The organism is Halotalea alkalilenta (genome assembly GCF_001648175.1).
Taxonomy (GTDB): domain Bacteria; phylum Pseudomonadota; class Gammaproteobacteria; order Pseudomonadales; family Halomonadaceae; genus Halotalea; species Halotalea alkalilenta_A.
Window position 1 is genome coordinate 2,056,503 of record NZ_CP015243.1, and the last position, 14,894, is coordinate 2,071,396.

Sequence of the window (14,894 nt, forward strand, 5' to 3'; positions counted from 1 at the left end):
CCGGCCCGGAATACTGCAACTCCACAAGCACGGCTTCCGATGCTTGAGAACGCAGTAAAAGGAGTCTTTCCATGAAACGCTATAGTATCGCAACCGCCTTCCTGACCCTCAGCCTGGTGACGGGCTTTTCCGCACCGGCGCTGGCCGCCCAGCCTTCGGTCGTGATCACGCACGGTGCCTTCGCCGACGGTTCCGACTGGGCCAAGGTGATTTCGTTGCTGCAGGACGAAGGGGTGCAGGTGCAGGCGGTCCAGAGTCCGCTCGAATCGCTGGCCGGCGACGTGGCCGCTACTACACGGGCCATCGACAATCAGCCCGGCAACGTCGTCCTGGTCGGCCATTCCTGGGGCGGAGTGGTGATCACCGAGGCGGGCAATCATCCTAAGGTCTCCAATCTGGTATACGTGGCGGCATACGTGCCCGACGGTGGACAGTCGGTCGAGTCGCTGACACATGACCAGCCGGTGCCGCCGGGTTTGGCCAGTATCGTCGCGGACGATCATGGCTGGCTGCGCCTGACGCCGCAAGGGGTCGCCGAGGATTTCGCCCAGGACGTTCCCGCCGAGCAGGCGCGCGTCATGGCGGCCACCCAAGGGCCGATCAAGGCCTCTGCCTTTGGCGAGGCGGTGTCGACGCCGGCCTGGAAGACCAAGCCTTCGTGGTACATCGTGGGTGAGAACGACCGCATGATCCTGCCCGAACTGCAGCACACGATGGCAAACGAGATCGGCGCCAAGGTCACCTCGCTGCCCACCAGCCATGTGCCGCAGCAATCGCGGCCGGCGGACGTGGCACGTGTGATTCTGGACGCGGTGTCCAGCGCCGAGTGAAAGCGCTGGCGCGAACGCAGCCATACTGACCCGTGCTGTTCCGATTCGCAGTCTTTTACGGACACCCAGCCCATCGGCCTGCGTGTCCGTCTTTGGTTTCAAGGCATGACGAGCCGCTGGTTTCCCGAGCGCGCCCTGTTTGCTCACCGATCGCGCGAAACGACCATGAAGTAGCCGCACGGCTCAGCCGTATGGTTGGCGAAGGCGTGGTCTACGTCTGCCTGGAAGAAGAGCGCATCTCCCGGGCCTAGATACTGCTTCGTGTCTTTGAACTCGACGACGAGATTGCCGATGGTGACCACGACCTGTTTTTCCGTCCCTGCCGGATAGGCCGGGAGCAACCCGGTCGAAATGCCAGGGGGAAGGGCGTGGTAGATGAGCTCGACGCGTCCGCCGCCGGTGGCAGGAGAGACGATATGCCGCTCGAAGCCGGTCTCGGGATCGCGAAAAATGGGGCGATCCGCCCTGCGCAGGAGTGCTACGGCCCCGCCGGCCACGCTCCCCCCGACCAGCTCGGTCAAGGATGTCTGCAAACTCTGTGCGATTCTCGTCGCAACGCCGATCGTCGGATTCTTTTCTCCCCGCTCGACCTTCGACAGCATCGCGCGACTGACCCCCGAACGCTGGGACAGCTGTTCCAACGTAAGCCCGGCGGCATCGCGCAGTCTGCGGACGCGGGCGCCGAAAGCGCGCGACAGTTCTTCGCCTTCTTCCGGCGTGGTCGCGTTGGTGTGCTGTCTGTGCAACGGCTCCCCCTGTAGGCCACCGGCTCGAGCGCATGAACGGACATTATCTTCCACCATGGGAGAACGGTTCAAGCTTGGACGCCGCGCGCTCAGGGCGGCTGTTCGCGGCGCTCGAGCCGCGCAGTTCATCGTCGAGTTAAGACAGGTCGCTTGCGGGGCAGGCGGTCGGTTGGCCGGGTTGTTCTTGTCTTCTAAAGAAGATAAGTTCTTCTCTCGGTTAATGGACACGGCCCTGGTGCAAGGAGACGAGCATGAGCGACAGGCTTTGGCGAAAAGACGCGGCAGACCACTGGAAGCAGAGGTTGAGCGCCATGAAGCAGCCGGCTATGGACGCCCGGCGCAGGGAGGTACTTGGATTTTGCGCAGCCGCCCTGGCCACCGCCGCGGCGCCCCCCGTTTTCGCCACATCATCCGCAGGCGCCATGGGGCTGCTCGCCTCGGGCCAGAACCATGCGTCTTTCGATTTTGGCGGGCTGAAAGTCATCGCACTACGGGATGGCTATGTCGACATGCCCCCGTCGAGACTGCGCCAGGGGAGCGGCCAGGCGATGGACAGGCTGCCCGATGGGCTGCCGCTGGTGGATGGTCAGCTGCGACTCTCGGTCAACGCCTTCGTCATCATCGATGAGCAGCGTGCGGTGCTGATCGACACCGGGGCATCGAATAGCTGGGAGCCGACGATGGGCAGGTTGCCGGAGGCGTTGAGGGAGGCGGGAATCGACAGCGAAAGCATCACCCACGTCGCCTTGACCCATACGCATACGGATCACCTCAATGGCCTCATCGCCGCCGACGGTTCGCAAGCGTTTCCGCAGGCCAGGCAAATATTCGTGCCAAGGGAGGAGGCGTCGGCTTTCAGCGGCCGATTGAGCGGTCTGCGCGATCGCCTCGTGCCCATCGATGACGGCTTCGCGGTCAGTGAACGGATCACAGCGGTCAAGGCTGCGGGGCACTCACCGGGGCATACCGCATACGAGGTCAGAAGCGATGCGGGGCGCCTGCTGGTCTGGGGCGACATCGTCCACGTCCCCTTCATTCAATTCGAACGGCCAGAGATCACATGGCAGTTCGATGGCGACCAGTCGAGAGCGCGCGAGGCGAGAATGGCGATACTCGAACGGGTCGCGCAGCCGGACTACCTCATCGCCGGAGCGCATCTCGACTTTCCCGGCATCGGCTCCGTCACCAGAGCTGAACAGGGATTCTCCTTTAAGCCCTTGAGCTGATTGAGAGACTGATCGAAAGATTGATCGAAGGGCTGGGCAAATCACGCATCACGCTGCGTCGACCCACCGGTGTCAGGAGGCTTCATGAACGAACCAGGCAACATCGAGCGCATCTACATCCTCGACGGCGGGATTGCCGAGGTCGATGACGCGTCGATCTACTCGCCGGGCGTCAATGTGGGCGTTCCCATGAGGCTTAGCTGCAACGCCTATCTCATCCGTCATCGCAGCGGCTGGCTTTTGTGGGATACGGGCACGCAGGACGATCTGGTCGCCGAGCCGGATGGCCGGATCATGGCGCACGGCATTCGCGCGAAGGTTCACAAGACCATTGCGTCGCAGCTCGCCGACATCGGCGTGAGGCCGGATGAAATCGGCACCCTCGTCATCTCCCATGCCCATTACGACCATGTGGGCAATTGCCGCCTGTTTCGCAAGGCGAAGTGGATCGTGCAGAAGGCCGAGTACGAGGCGATGTTCGGGCCCGCACCGGATCGCTTCGGCTACCTGCCCGAGCTGTACTCGATGCTGGATGACAACCCCACCGAGCTCGTCGAAGGCGACCACGACATCTTCGGCGACGGTACGGTACGGATGATCGCAACGCCCGGACACACGCCGGGCCACTGCTCGCTGCTGGTCCGGCTGCCCAAAACCGGCCCCGTGCTGCTCAGCGGCGATATCGCGCACGACTGCGGCAACTACCGCTGCCGCTGCGTCCCTTCGTTCAACGTGGACAGCTTCGCCACCGTTGCGTCGATGGAAAAAGTGGACGCGCTGCTGCGTGCGGAAGGCGCCAAGCTGTGGATCAACCATGACATCGCGCAGAGCGCAACGCTTGCCCATGCCCCAAGCTGGATCGAATGACTGCTTGCAGCGCTTTTCGAGCCGCTTGCGGCTCTAAACGGCCGTAGGCGAGCTGGTTCGCGCCCCCCGGCCCTCTCGGCCAACGCGCCGGTAGCCTCCTCATGCATCATCGCTCTGCGCCATCGCTAGGGTCGCGTCGAGCAGCTGCGCTGCTCCGTTGGCCCTCGGCGGTTTTTCCATCGAATGAACTCCCCGCTTGACAACATCGGCTCAAAGTTAATACTACCTATGGTAACTTACCAAAGGTAGACTTTGCTGACCGAGCCGCGCTGGGCATCTAGTCCGGTGATGGAGATCCTTGTGCCTGCGTCGAGCACCTTCGTAACGCGACCGCCGCGCTCGCACCAGGTGCGAACGACGTTGCGCATCCGCTGCGGAGTAATTTCCAAGGAAAAATCATGATCAATCTTTCTCGCAGGGCGCTGCTCGCAGGTTTCGGTGCGGCGGCGATGATCACGGCCATGCCTGCTTTTGCCCTGCAGGCGACCATGCCGCCGGTTCGCATGGTCAGAACCAATGGGGTCGACCTGGCGGTGTATGAGGCCGGTTCAGGTCCGGCCATCGTCTTGCTGCACGGCTTCCCAGGGCTGGCCTACACCTGGCGCCATCAGATACCCGCGCTCGCTGCCGCGGGCTATCGCATCATCGTCCCCGACCTGCGCGGCTATGGGCTGAGCGACAGGCCAGAAGCGGTCGAGGACTATGACGTTGCCCAGCTGACAGCGGATCTCGTCGGCCTGCTCGACGCGCTTGGGGTGGAGCGGGCGGTATTGATGGGCCATGACTGGGGCGGTCTGCTCGCCTGGCAGATGCCGCTTTTCTACCAGGAGCGGGTCGCCGGAGTGATTGCGCTCAATACACCACACATTCCCCACTGGATGCTCTGGCTGCACCCGGTGCTGGTCAACGCCGTGTTGCCGAAGGGGCGAACCTTCGTCGCCGATCCGAATGTCGATCCGATCGCGCAAATGCGCGAAATCTACCGTCCCGAGATGTACGTGCTGATGTTCCAGGACGGGAATGCGGCCGACGAGGTGATGAACCAGGACGTGCGCGGCACATTGCGAAGCGCGCTGCGCAAGGACCTGATCACCAGCGCCGATTGGGACGAACTGCCGCCTGAGCTGGGGCACATGGCGTACTACGGGCAGCCCCTGCCGGATCGTCTTCCGGGGCGGGATGTCCTGAACGCACAGGAGCTGAATTTCTACCTCCGACACTTCGAGCGCACCGGCTTCACGCCGGGTATCAACTGGTATCGCAATATTTCGCGCAACTGGCATGCGGGACGCGATATCGACCAGACCATCCATGTGCCTTCGCTGATGGTATCCGCGGCCAATGACGTGGTTCTCAGGCCAAGCATGACCGATGCAATGGATGCGTACGTGAAGGATCTCGACAGGTATGTGCTTGCCGATTGCTGGCATTGGACGCCCGAAGAGAAGCCGGCGGAATTGAACCGGCTGGCGATTGCCTGGCTGGAGAGGCGCTATCCATCGCATTGAACGTGCATAGGTCCCTGCGTGGGTTGTGCAGCGCAACCTCACCGGGGATATGCGCTAGTTCCACCGAGCTCCGGTGGGCAGGCCGAGAATTCAAACATGAGGTTTTTGGTAATGGAGAAGATGATGACAGGACAGGTGCTGTTCGTCGGCGGTTCGGGAATCGTTGGGCGTCAAGCGGTCAGGTTCTTTCGCCAGCGGCATCCTGATCTGCCGATCCTGATCGGCGGGCGCGATTTGGCGAAGGCGAGGGCGGTCGCCCGGGAAGTGAGCCCGGCCGAAGCGGTGAAGCTCGACATCGAAAGCCCTGGGCTGGGACTCGGCCGCGACGTTTGCCTGGCCGCCGTGGTCATGATGGCGCCTGACGAGGGTCTTCATGGCCTGGCATGCGCGCAGGAGAGGGGGATCCCCTACCTGAGCATCGGCAACTGGCTGGTCGAAGTCGGTGCCGAGATGGCGCATTTCATCCGCCGCCCTCGAGCGGCCCCCATCGTGCTCGCCAGTCATTGGCACGGTGGGCCCGCGGTCTTTCTCACCCAGCTGATCGCAAAGACCTTGGACAGCGTGCGTGCCATCAGGGTCGGGGCGATCGTGGATGAGCTCGACCCGACCGGCCCCGCTGCTATCGCGGACATGGAGCGGGGAGGGGAAGGTGGCTCCGGTGCCCTGGCCTTTGAGGGGGGACGGCGCGTTTGGCTGTCCGCGGACGCGGCCCGAAGAATGGTCAGTGCCATCGATGGCAGGGAGCTCGAGGCCATCGCGTTCGCACCGTATGACATCGTCAGCCTCCATGCCGTGACAGGCGCGCAGGACGTGCGCTTCGATCTCGCGACCGGTGTGTCGTCGAGCCGCCTGCGGGGAGGCGACATCGCCACCGAGCTGATCGTGGAAATCGACGGCGAAATCGGCGCTATGCCTAGATCACGCCGTTCGACCATCGAGTTCCCGAAAGGGCAGGCTGCGTTGACGGGGCTCAGCATTGTGCTGGCGCTATCGACCGTCCTGGGTCTGGAAGGCCGGCCGCCGGCCCCTCCAGGTCTCTACTTTCCGGAGCTGCTGATGGACACCGAATGGTTCCTGGACGAGCTTGTCCGAGCCGGCGCCACCGTGGAGAAGGATGTCGAATGACCAAGGGACGCTCCGACGACCGAACGGGAGCCGGCTGAGCGACACCCCGGATGAGTGAGCGGTACTCGACGAGCCTGTCGCAAAAGGCTCGCCCCTCTAATATCCAGCCTGCCGCGGGGTGATTTGCCCCCTGGTCTGGCTGGCATGTCTCGCCGGCGGCATGCCGAATATCCGGGCATAGTCGCGGCTGAACTGCGAAGGGCTTTCATAGCCGACCTGGAAGCCGGCACTGGCCGCGTCCGCTGCATCGCTCACCATCAGCCGACGCGCTTCCTGCATGCGCAGTTGAGTGCGGAACTCGATGGGGCTCATGGTCGTGACGGCCTTGAAGTGAAGGTGGAAGGTGGAGCGACTCATTCCTGCGACCTCTGCGGCATGTTCGATGCGGCAGGGACCGCGGAAGTGCGCCCTGATCCAGACGATCGCGCGGGCGATCTGGTTGAGCCGGCTGTCTGCCTGGGCCATGTGACGGACGACGCTGTTGTCGGGCCCGGTCAGCAGGCGGTAGAGGATTTCACGAATGGTGAGCGGTGCCAGCGCATCGATGTCGTGCGGGGTATCCAGCAGACCCACCAGGCGTATCGCGGCATCGAGCAAGGCAGGGGTGGTTCTGTTCAGCGTCAGCCCGGCGGGACTTGTGGCCTCATCCTTGGCCGATGCCGAGTAGCGGATCGCGAGATCCGACAGTTCGGCCGAATCCAGGTCGAGCTGTAGCGACAGATAAGGATGGCTCGCGCTTGCCTCGATGACCGATCCCATCACCGGCAGCTCGACCGAAGCGACCAGGAAATAGGCCGGGTCGTAGCGATAGGTCGTCGCGCCGAGGTTCGCTTGCTTGGTGCCTTGGGCGATCAGGCAGAGCGTGGGCGCGTAGATCACCGGCATCGGCATCGTCGGCGAAGACGCGCGAAGCAGTTTCACCCCCGGCATCGGGGTCTCATGGCTGCCATCGGCTGGCGCATGGCGGCCGATGAGATCGACGAGCTTATCGAGTCTGTTCATGACTGCCATGTTACGCCGGCGGCCGAACAGCGCAAAAGCGCAAATGACCAGCTTCGGACGATCGTGCAAGCACGCCGGACAAGCGGGATATCCCGGCGAGAGGAGGGTGGAAGAAGATACTTCGGGTCAGCCACACATCGCAGGCACCGAAAGGATCTCAACGAATGACCCCATCGAACTCACTCGCCCACTATCGCTTGCTCGGACGATCCGGTCTTCGTGTATCACCCCTCGCGCTCGGCACCATGACCTTCGGCTCCGACTGGGGCTGGGGGGCCGACGACGCCGAGGCGAAGCGGATCTTCGACGCATACGTCGATCGCGGCGGCAATTTCATCGACACCGCGGTCAACTACACCAATGGCAGCGCCGAGAAGATGCTCGGCGGCTTCATCAAGGACAAGCGCGAGCGCATCGTCCTTTCCACCAAGTTCACCATGGCGCGCGAGCCGGGCAATCCGAATTCAGGCGGCAACCACCGCGCCAACCTCGTCCGCTCTGTCGAGGCCAGCCTGCGCCAGCTCGATACCGATCGCATCGATCTGCTCCACGTCCACGCCTGGGACTTCACCACCACGCCCGAGGAGGTGATGCGGGCGCTCGACGATCTGGTGCGGGCAGGGAAGATCCTCTACGTCGCGATCTGCAACACGCCAGCCTGGCGCGTCGCCCAGATGCAGACGATCGCCGACCTGCGTGGATGGTCTCCATTCGTTGCGCTGCAGATCGAGTACAGCTTGGTCGAGCGCTCCGTCGAGCATGAGCTGATCCCGATGGCGCAGGCGCTGGGCCTTGGCGTGCTGCCCTGGTCTCCGCTCGGCGGCGGCGTCCTCACCGGAAAATACAGCCGTTCGGACCTGACCGACGAGAACGGAGCCGAGGTTTCCCCGACGCGCAAGGGCGTCATCGCCTCCACCGGACATTTGAACGAGCGCGCGCTGGAGATCGCCGACGTAGTGGGCGAAATCGCCGAGGAGCTGGGTGCCTCCCGCTCGCAGGTGGCGCTTGCCTGGACGCTGCTCAATCCGGCCGTGACCTCGCCGATCGTCGGTGCGCGCACGCTCGCGCAGGCCGAGGACAACTTCGGCGCGCTGGAGGTCAGCTTCACCGACGCACAGATTGCCCGGCTCGATCAGGCCAGCACCCTGGCGCCGATCTTCCCGGCGCGCTTCATTGCGCGGCCAATGGCGCAGCAGCTGATGTTCGGCGGCGCGACGGTAGTCGGTCGCAGGCAATGAAGGCATGCAATTGGCACTGATCCTCTGCTGGCGCGCCGGCTGGCGGGCATCAGCGATAGGAGAAAGTCATGACAGACCACAGTAGCCGTATCGCCCTGATTACCGGGGCAAACAAGGGCATCGGATTCGAAACGGCGCGCCGGATCGGCCGGCACGGACATGTCGTCTTGCTGGGGGCGCGTGATCCCGCGCGCGGCGAGGCGGCCGCCACGACCCTCAAGGAGGAGGGGATCGACGCCCATTTCGTTCATCTGGACGTCGCGAATCGCGCCACGATCCTTGCTGCCGCCCGGGATATCGAAAGGCGCTTCGGCAGGCTCGATATTTTGGTCAACAACGCGGGGGTGAGCTCGCCATTGGACGGCCCCCTCGGCAAAGCGGATCTCGCCGAAGTGCGCCGTCTCTTCGAGACCAACTTTTTCGGCACGCTGGAGGTCACTCAGGCGCTGTTGCCACTTCTGAAGAAAGCGCCTTCGGCGCGGATCGTCAACGTGTCGAGCGGCCTTGGCTCGCTTGCCCTGAATAGCGATCCGGATTGGGAGTACGGCGCGATCCAGTTGACCGGCTACAACAGCGCGAAAGCGGCCCTCAACATGGCAACCGTTCTTCTGGCCAAGGAACTTAAGAGTACCGGCATCAAGGTGAACTCGGTGGCGCCCGGCTTCACCGCGACCGATTTGAACGGCGGTGGCCCGGGAGCCCAGACCGTGGAAGAAGGGGCGGAGGCTTCGGTACTGGCCGCGCTGCTGCCCGATGACGGCCCGACGGGTGGTTTCCTGGGCCGAAAGGAACCCGAGCCCTGGTGATCGGCCGGAGAGCGCGGGACACCGATCGCTAGCTATCTTCCCGCCGCGTGTTCCAGCCGCGTTTCACTGCGCGGCCAATGGCACGGCAGCTCATGCCTGGCGGTTCGTCCGTCACCCGTAGGGCGTGATTGTCACTCGACTCATACCACAAGAGAACTACGATGCGACCGATTCATACTTCACTGCTTCTGGCCGCCACTCTGGCCAGCCTTCCGCTCGCCGCTCAGGCGAACAATGAAACCCAATCCGCGACCTGCGCCGCCAGCGGTCCGGCGAGCCCGGGTGAGCTTCACCGCGAATGGATCATGGTCGGATGGGAAAAGCATCGCGGCGATTCGTTCGATTTTCGCGAGAGGTTGGGCCACCTCTATCACTGGGATTCCAGTGATGTAGTGCTCTACGACAACTACGATCCCCAGCACCGGGTGGGGCGCAGCGCGAGCGAATGGGCCTCGCTCTGGACGGGGCCGTTCAACGAGCTCAGGGAGGCCCGGCACAGCGTGATGGACGGTCCGGACGTCATCGATGGCGGCCGTCTTGCCGCCTCCACCCTCGAGTTTGCAGCGCGCCTCGAAACGGCGCAGGGGGAGATCATCGGCAACCGGGCACGGACCTCACTGGTCTGGGAGTGCACTTCGGACGGTTGGAAGATCGTTCGCGAGCACACCTCGGTCCGACTCGTGTCGCGGGAAGAGATCGACGCGATCGTCCCCCATCCCAACGGCTGATACCTCACCGACAAAAGGATCGAATACCGTGCTATCACTTACTTCTCGCAGCATCCGTGCAGGCCTCGTGGTTCTGGGAGTGATTGCCTGCATCGCCCTGTCGTCGCCATCGGCGAACGCCACTGAAGCCGCAGACGCCGAGTCCCGCAACAAGCGCATCGTCACCGAAGCGTTCGAGCGCTGGGCGGCAGGTGGAACCAGATTCTTCGACGAGCTGCTGGCCACCGATGTCGTCTGGACGATCGAAGGGTCAAGCCCGAGCGCTGGCACCTTCGAGGGGCGCGATCTGTTCATCGACCGCGCCGTGCGGCCGTTCGCCTCTCGCTTATCGAGCCCCGTGCGGCCGGTGACCACGCAGGTCTGGGCGGATGGCGAGCATGTGATCGTCAATTGGGACGGCGAAGGGATGGCCCGCGATGATGTTCCCTATCGCAACAGCTATGCCTGGATACTGCGCATGCGCGATGGGCAAGCGGTGGAGGTGACCGCTTTTCTCGATCTCGCACCTTATGACTCTGTGTTGGAGCGCATTCCGGCACCTCGGGCAGGAGGTCAAGACCAGTGAAAGCCATCATCACGCTGGCCGTCTGCGGCCTCGCCATCGTCCAGGCGCAGCCGTCGGCAGCCCAGGTAAATCAGCCAGCGACAGAAAGCGCTGTCAGTCAGGAGGAGCGGAATATGCAGCAACATCCTTATGTTGGCATGTGGGTCACAGGCAATGGCCACGTCCGCCAGGAGCTCCTGCCCAACGGCCGCTACGACGAGGCGAGGGGCAGTCGCCAGAGCGCCTATCAAGGCCGTTACGAAGTGAATGGCAATCACATCGACTATTGGGACGATACCGGGTTCACGGCCGATGGCACCTTCGTCAACGACGATGAACTCCACCATGGCGGCATGATCTTCTATCGCGAGCGCTAGCCGAGCCGCTTCCTCAACGAGTGAACGTCGAGAGCGGCAAGGGCGCGCAGTCTCCTCGGGGCCAGAGTCAGAGACTCGAAGTCCAAGGGCTGCGCGCCCTTTTCCTGTTGCAGCTAAGATTGTCGAGTGCCGTCTAAGAGGCTAGTTTGCAGGCTGGTGATGGCGCTCGCCGTCGCGGACATGGGCTTTCAGGAGGGCGAGGGATGAGTGAAGAGCAGCCGCAGGTCGACGACGCCGGGCGGGTGGTGGCGCTGCAGGTAGGGTTTGCCGCGTTGATCGAGCTGGTGGGGCGCGAGCGCCCGGAGCTTAGGCAGCGCGTGCTCGAGTGTTTGCGACAGACTGGAGAGAATCCGGCCAATGCGCACCTCCAGAGCGCCTTCACCGAGCTCACCGAGATGGTAGAGGGGCTCGCTCGCTAGGAGGTGTCGAGCATCAGGCAGCGATCGCATTGCTGGCCGCCCGCTCGTCAGGCGCGGCGCTAGCCCCTGCCGGGCGGTGTCAGGAAACGGCAAGCCATTGGGCTTGCCGTTTCGCGTTTCAGGCCAGCGTCAGGCGCATCAGTGCGATGCCGGCGAGGGCGGGTGCCAGCGCTACCAGGTTGAGCAGCAGCAGTGCCCGTACCGGCAGCGGTGTGGCCCAGCGAAGATGGCGGAAGATCGCCAGCAGCAGGATGGCCAGCGTGGCGGCGAGTGGCACGACGACCAGGATCATTCCGAGGACGTGGTAGAACTGCTGCAGCGGCATGCTTGGCTCCGTGGATGGCGGCATCGTTGAATGCCGCCCAGCCTAAGCCAGTCGCCGTGACAAGGGTAGCCGCATCGCTTTGGCGCGTCTCGACTGGTCAGCTGCGATCTGGATCGGTATTGTGCCCCTCGCAGCCGCGGTCACGACCGGGGCGCGGTGGTTCGAAGCGTGCACGGGTATTCGTCGAAGATCGATGGGCGTTTTCCGTGCGGGGTTGGCTCGCGGTTTACCGCAATGGCAACGTCACCAGGCTCAGCGTGGGAATGCGAGGAGCGGCGGCGGTCGAGGATTGGGATAGATGAACGAAAACGTGGCCGGCGTCTCTGGTTCGGGTCTGCACCCCGAGCATCGGGCGCGCAGGGCGGCATGGGGCAGTTTCATCGGTGCGGTGGTGGATTGGTACGACTTCCTGCTCTACGGGATCGTTGCCGCGCTGGTATTCAATTCACAGTTCTTTCCCAGTGTCAGTCCTACCACAGGCACGCTCGCGGCGCTTGCCACCTTCGGTGTAGGTTTTCTGTTCCGTCCGATCGGCGGCATGGTATTCGGCCACTTCGGCGATCGTCTCGGGCGCAAGCGCATGCTGGTGCTGACGGTGATCCTGATGGGCGGTGCCACTGCATTGATCGGGCTGCTGCCGACCTATGAACAGATCGGTATCTGGGCCCCGGTCCTGCTGGTACTGCTGCGGGCGGTCCAGGGGTTCGCGGTAGGGGGCGAGTGGGGAGGGGCTGCGCTGATGGCGGTGGAGAGCGCGCCCAAGCATCGTCGTGCGTTCTACAGCAGCGGTGTGCAGGTCGGCTATGGTGTCGGCCTGATCCTCGCCACTGGCAGCGTCGCACTGCTCAGCCATTGGCTCGATGAAGAGGCGTTCAATAGCTGGGGCTGGCGGCTGCCGTTCGTGTTCAGCATCGTCTTGGTGTTCATCGCCTTCAAGGTGCGCTCCAGCGTCGAAGAGTCTCCCGAGTTCACCGAGCAGGTCGAAGTTAGCGAAGAGGGCGCTGCGAAGCTTCCGCTGCTCGAGGCGCTGCGACGCCATCCGGGCGCGTTTTTGCTGATCATCGCGATGCGCATGGCCGAACTCTTCACCATGTACATCGTCACCACCTTCGCGCTGAGCTACTCCACCAGCAACATGGGGCTTTCGCGAGACCTGTTCCTGTCGATCGGCCTGCTGGTCGGTGCGATCAGCTGTGTGACGATTCCGTTCTTCGCCTGGCTGGCCGATCTGTTCGGACGCAAACGGGTCTACGTCACCGGCGCGGTGATCGGGGTGGTTTTCTCGTTCCCGTTCTTCTTCGCGCTCGAGGCGCGCAACGTCGTACTGATCGTGTTCTGTGCGGTGATGCTCGCCAACATCGCCCACGACATGGTGGTGAGCGTGCAGCAGCCGGTGTTCGCCGAGCTCTTCGGCACCTCCTATCGCTACAGCGGTGCGGGCGTGGGCTACCAGGTCGCGAGCGTGGTCGGCGGCGGCTTCACGCCATTCATCGCCGCTTTCCTGGTGGGGATGTGGGACGGCGCCTGGCTGCCGGTGGCGGTCTACCTGACGCTCGGATGCTTGCTCTCGGCGCTGGCGGCGGGCTGGATGATGCGTGGCCGGGAGCATGACGTCGCCTAGCTGTCCGATGGTCGGCGGCAGGCGTCAATGGCGGTAGTCGAGTTCGAACCCCGCGGCTCGCTGTCGCTCGCGCTCGTCGCGCAGGTCTTCGTCGAGCAGGGCCGAGGGGGGACGCCGCAGGGTCAGGGAGAGTCGCTCGCCGCAGGCCCCGAGCTCGAAGTCCAGGCAAGGGGTGTCTTCCCGGGTGCGATTGAGCACTACCGCCAGTCTCAGCAGCCTGACCAGCCGGCCATGGCGATGGCACCGTTCGGGATCGAGCCGCTCCTCGGCTTCCTTCAGCGAGAGACCGCGGCGATGCCCTAGTACCAGCAGCGCAAGCAGCCGCTGGTCGAGTTGGGAGAAGCCGGGAAGATCGGCGTTCTCGATCATGTAGGCGCCGTGCCGGTGGAATCGGGAATGGGAGATCAGCAGTCCGATCTCGTGCAGCTGTGCCGCCCAGCCGAGAAAGGCGCGCGCCTGGGTGTCGAGTGTCCAGTCGTCCCTCACCTGGTCGAAACACCTAAGCGCGGTCGCGACGACGTTGTCGAGGTGGCGCTGGTCGCCGCCGAAGTGGCGGGTGAAGGAGGTTACCGCGCTGTCGCGGGGATCGTGTTGCGTGCCGCGGCCGGTGAGGTCGAGCAGTACGCCGTCGCGCAGCGCGCCTTGGCTGATCCGCAGCGAATCCAGATAGAGTCCATCGAACAGTGCGCTAACGATGGCGACACCGGCGGGAAATACCCGCGCTCGCTCCGGCTTCATTCCGGCGAACGGCAGCTGCTCGATCGAACCGCTGGCGCAGAGCAGGTCGATCACTCTCTTGATCGCGTTGTGGTCGAGCCGTTCGCCATCGCCGCTCTGCCCGCCGGCGATCTGGGCCAGGGTACGCAAGGTGCCCGAGGTGCCCACTGCCTCGTCCCATCCGTGGGCGAGATAGGCGCTGCGTATCGGGCTCAGCTCGGCGAGCGCCGCCCGTCTGATGCGCTCCAGCCTGTCCAGGTCGATCTTGCCATCGGCGAGGTAGCGCTCTGTGTAGGTCACGCAGCCCATCTCCAGGCTCTCCAGCAGCCTGGGTTCGCGAGCCTCACCGATGACCAGCTCGGTCGAGCCGCCGCCGATATCGATCACTAGCCGCCTTCCGCGCGTATCGGCGAGAGCGAAGGCGGCGCCGGCATAGATCAGGCGGGCCTCTTCCCGGCCCGAGATGATCTCCAGCGGTACGCTGAGCAGCTGCTGGGTGCGATCGATCAGCACTCCGGCGTTGGTCGCATTGCGTAGCGCGCTGGTACCCACTGCCCGCCGCCTTCGAGGGTCGATGCCCTGCAGCTGCTGGGCGAATTTCTCAAGACATGCGCTCGCGCGCTCGATCGCCTGCGGTGAAAGCTTGCCGTCGCGCATGCCCGCGGCGAGCTGGACCCGTTCGCTGCGTTTGTCGATCTGCTTCAGCCGCCCTTGGGTGCGCTCCACGATCATCAGGTGAAAGCTGTTGGAGCCCAGGTCGATCGCGGCGAAGCGCTCAGGGCGGGGAAGGTGAGGCATGGTACCGGCATCCTTGG

General features: G+C 64.0%; 16 protein-coding genes. 12 read left to right on the forward strand and 4 right to left on the reverse strand.

Features of this window, described 5'->3' with window-relative positions; genetic code table 11:
* The first annotated feature begins 71 nt into the window (after nt 1-71).
* Nucleotides 72-830, forward strand: coding sequence for an alpha/beta fold hydrolase (locus A5892_RS09065; RefSeq protein ID WP_064122534.1), 759 nt, complete (start codon nt 72-74; stop codon nt 828-830).
* Between the two features lie 143 nt (nt 831-973).
* On the opposite strand, the gene A5892_RS09070 is transcribed toward A5892_RS09065, so the two are convergent.
* On the reverse strand, nt 974-1,576 hold the full coding sequence (locus A5892_RS09070; protein ID WP_064124402.1) for a helix-turn-helix domain-containing protein: 603 nt from the start codon (nt 1,574-1,576) through the stop codon (nt 974-976).
* A 251-nt stretch (nt 1,577-1,827) separates the two neighbouring features.
* Here A5892_RS09070 and A5892_RS09075 point away from each other — a divergent pair, with 251 nt between their 5' ends.
* The 4 genes from A5892_RS09075 (at nt 1,828) to A5892_RS09090 (ending at nt 6,302) form a co-directional block, all read left to right on the forward strand.
* A complete protein-coding gene (locus A5892_RS09075) occupies nt 1,828-2,802 on the forward strand; it encodes an MBL fold metallo-hydrolase (RefSeq protein ID WP_223302843.1) in 975 nt (324 codons plus the stop codon).
* An 84-nt stretch (nt 2,803-2,886) separates the two neighbouring features.
* Nucleotides 2,887-3,669: an N-acyl homoserine lactonase family protein gene (locus tag A5892_RS09080; protein ID WP_064122535.1), complete on the forward strand. Its 783-nt coding sequence runs from the start codon at nt 2,887-2,889 to the stop codon at nt 3,667-3,669.
* A gap of 398 nt (nt 3,670-4,067) precedes the next feature.
* Nucleotides 4,068-5,177 carry an alpha/beta fold hydrolase gene (locus A5892_RS09085; protein WP_223302844.1) on the forward strand — a complete coding sequence of 370 codons (1,110 nt, stop codon included), beginning with the start codon at nt 4,068-4,070 and terminating at the stop codon, nt 5,175-5,177.
* A 111-nt stretch (nt 5,178-5,288) separates the two neighbouring features.
* Nucleotides 5,289-6,302, forward strand: a complete 1,014-nt coding sequence (locus A5892_RS09090; RefSeq protein WP_223302845.1) for an NAD(P)-dependent oxidoreductase — start codon at nt 5,289-5,291, stop codon at nt 6,300-6,302.
* 96 nt (nt 6,303-6,398) lie between these two features.
* On the opposite strand, the gene A5892_RS09095 is transcribed toward A5892_RS09090, so the two are convergent.
* Entirely contained in the window at nt 6,399-7,304 is a 906-nt protein-coding gene (locus A5892_RS09095; RefSeq protein WP_064124406.1) for an AraC family transcriptional regulator, read from the reverse strand.
* Between the two features lie 164 nt (nt 7,305-7,468).
* Here A5892_RS09095 and A5892_RS09100 point away from each other — a divergent pair, with 164 nt between their 5' ends.
* The 6 genes from A5892_RS09100 (at nt 7,469) to A5892_RS09125 (ending at nt 11,416) form a co-directional block, all read left to right on the forward strand.
* Entirely contained in the window at nt 7,469-8,542 is a 1,074-nt protein-coding gene (locus A5892_RS09100) for an aldo/keto reductase (RefSeq protein ID WP_064122536.1), read from the forward strand.
* A gap of 68 nt (nt 8,543-8,610) precedes the next feature.
* Nucleotides 8,611-9,348: an SDR family oxidoreductase gene (locus tag A5892_RS09105; protein ID WP_064122537.1), complete on the forward strand. Its 738-nt coding sequence runs from the start codon at nt 8,611-8,613 to the stop codon at nt 9,346-9,348.
* Between the two features lie 161 nt (nt 9,349-9,509).
* Entirely contained in the window at nt 9,510-10,076 is a 567-nt protein-coding gene (locus A5892_RS09110; protein ID WP_082890350.1) for a nuclear transport factor 2 family protein, read from the forward strand.
* Nucleotides 10,077-10,104: 28 nt separating this feature from the next.
* On the forward strand, nt 10,105-10,641 hold the full coding sequence (locus tag A5892_RS09115) for a nuclear transport factor 2 family protein (protein ID WP_064122538.1): 537 nt from the start codon (nt 10,105-10,107) through the stop codon (nt 10,639-10,641).
* Nucleotides 10,638-10,997 carry an Atu4866 domain-containing protein gene (locus tag A5892_RS09120; RefSeq protein ID WP_064122539.1) on the forward strand — a complete coding sequence of 120 codons (360 nt, stop codon included), beginning with the start codon at nt 10,638-10,640 and terminating at the stop codon, nt 10,995-10,997. Before A5892_RS09115 ends, A5892_RS09120 begins: the two co-directional genes overlap by 4 nt.
* A 203-nt stretch (nt 10,998-11,200) precedes the next feature.
* Entirely contained in the window at nt 11,201-11,416 is a 216-nt protein-coding gene (locus A5892_RS09125; protein ID WP_064122540.1) for a hypothetical protein, read from the forward strand.
* 118 nt (nt 11,417-11,534) lie between these two features.
* Here the strand turns inward: A5892_RS09125 and A5892_RS09130 are convergent, their stop codons facing one another.
* Nucleotides 11,535-11,741 carry a hypothetical protein gene (locus tag A5892_RS09130; protein ID WP_064122541.1) on the reverse strand — a complete coding sequence of 69 codons (207 nt, stop codon included), beginning with the start codon at nt 11,739-11,741 and terminating at the stop codon, nt 11,535-11,537.
* Nucleotides 11,742-12,039: 298 nt separating this feature from the next.
* Between A5892_RS09130 and shiA the strand changes: the two genes are divergently transcribed.
* Nucleotides 12,040-13,362 (forward strand): shikimate transporter, encoded by a 1,323-nt coding sequence (shiA, locus tag A5892_RS09135; protein WP_064122542.1) that lies wholly within the window; start codon nt 12,040-12,042, stop codon nt 13,360-13,362.
* Nucleotides 13,363-13,386: 24 nt separating this feature from the next.
* Here the strand turns inward: shiA and A5892_RS09140 are convergent, their stop codons facing one another.
* On the reverse strand, nt 13,387-14,877 hold the full coding sequence (locus A5892_RS09140; RefSeq protein ID WP_064122543.1) for a Ppx/GppA phosphatase family protein: 1,491 nt from the start codon (nt 14,875-14,877) through the stop codon (nt 13,387-13,389).
* Between the last annotated feature and the right edge of the window lie 17 nt (nt 14,878-14,894).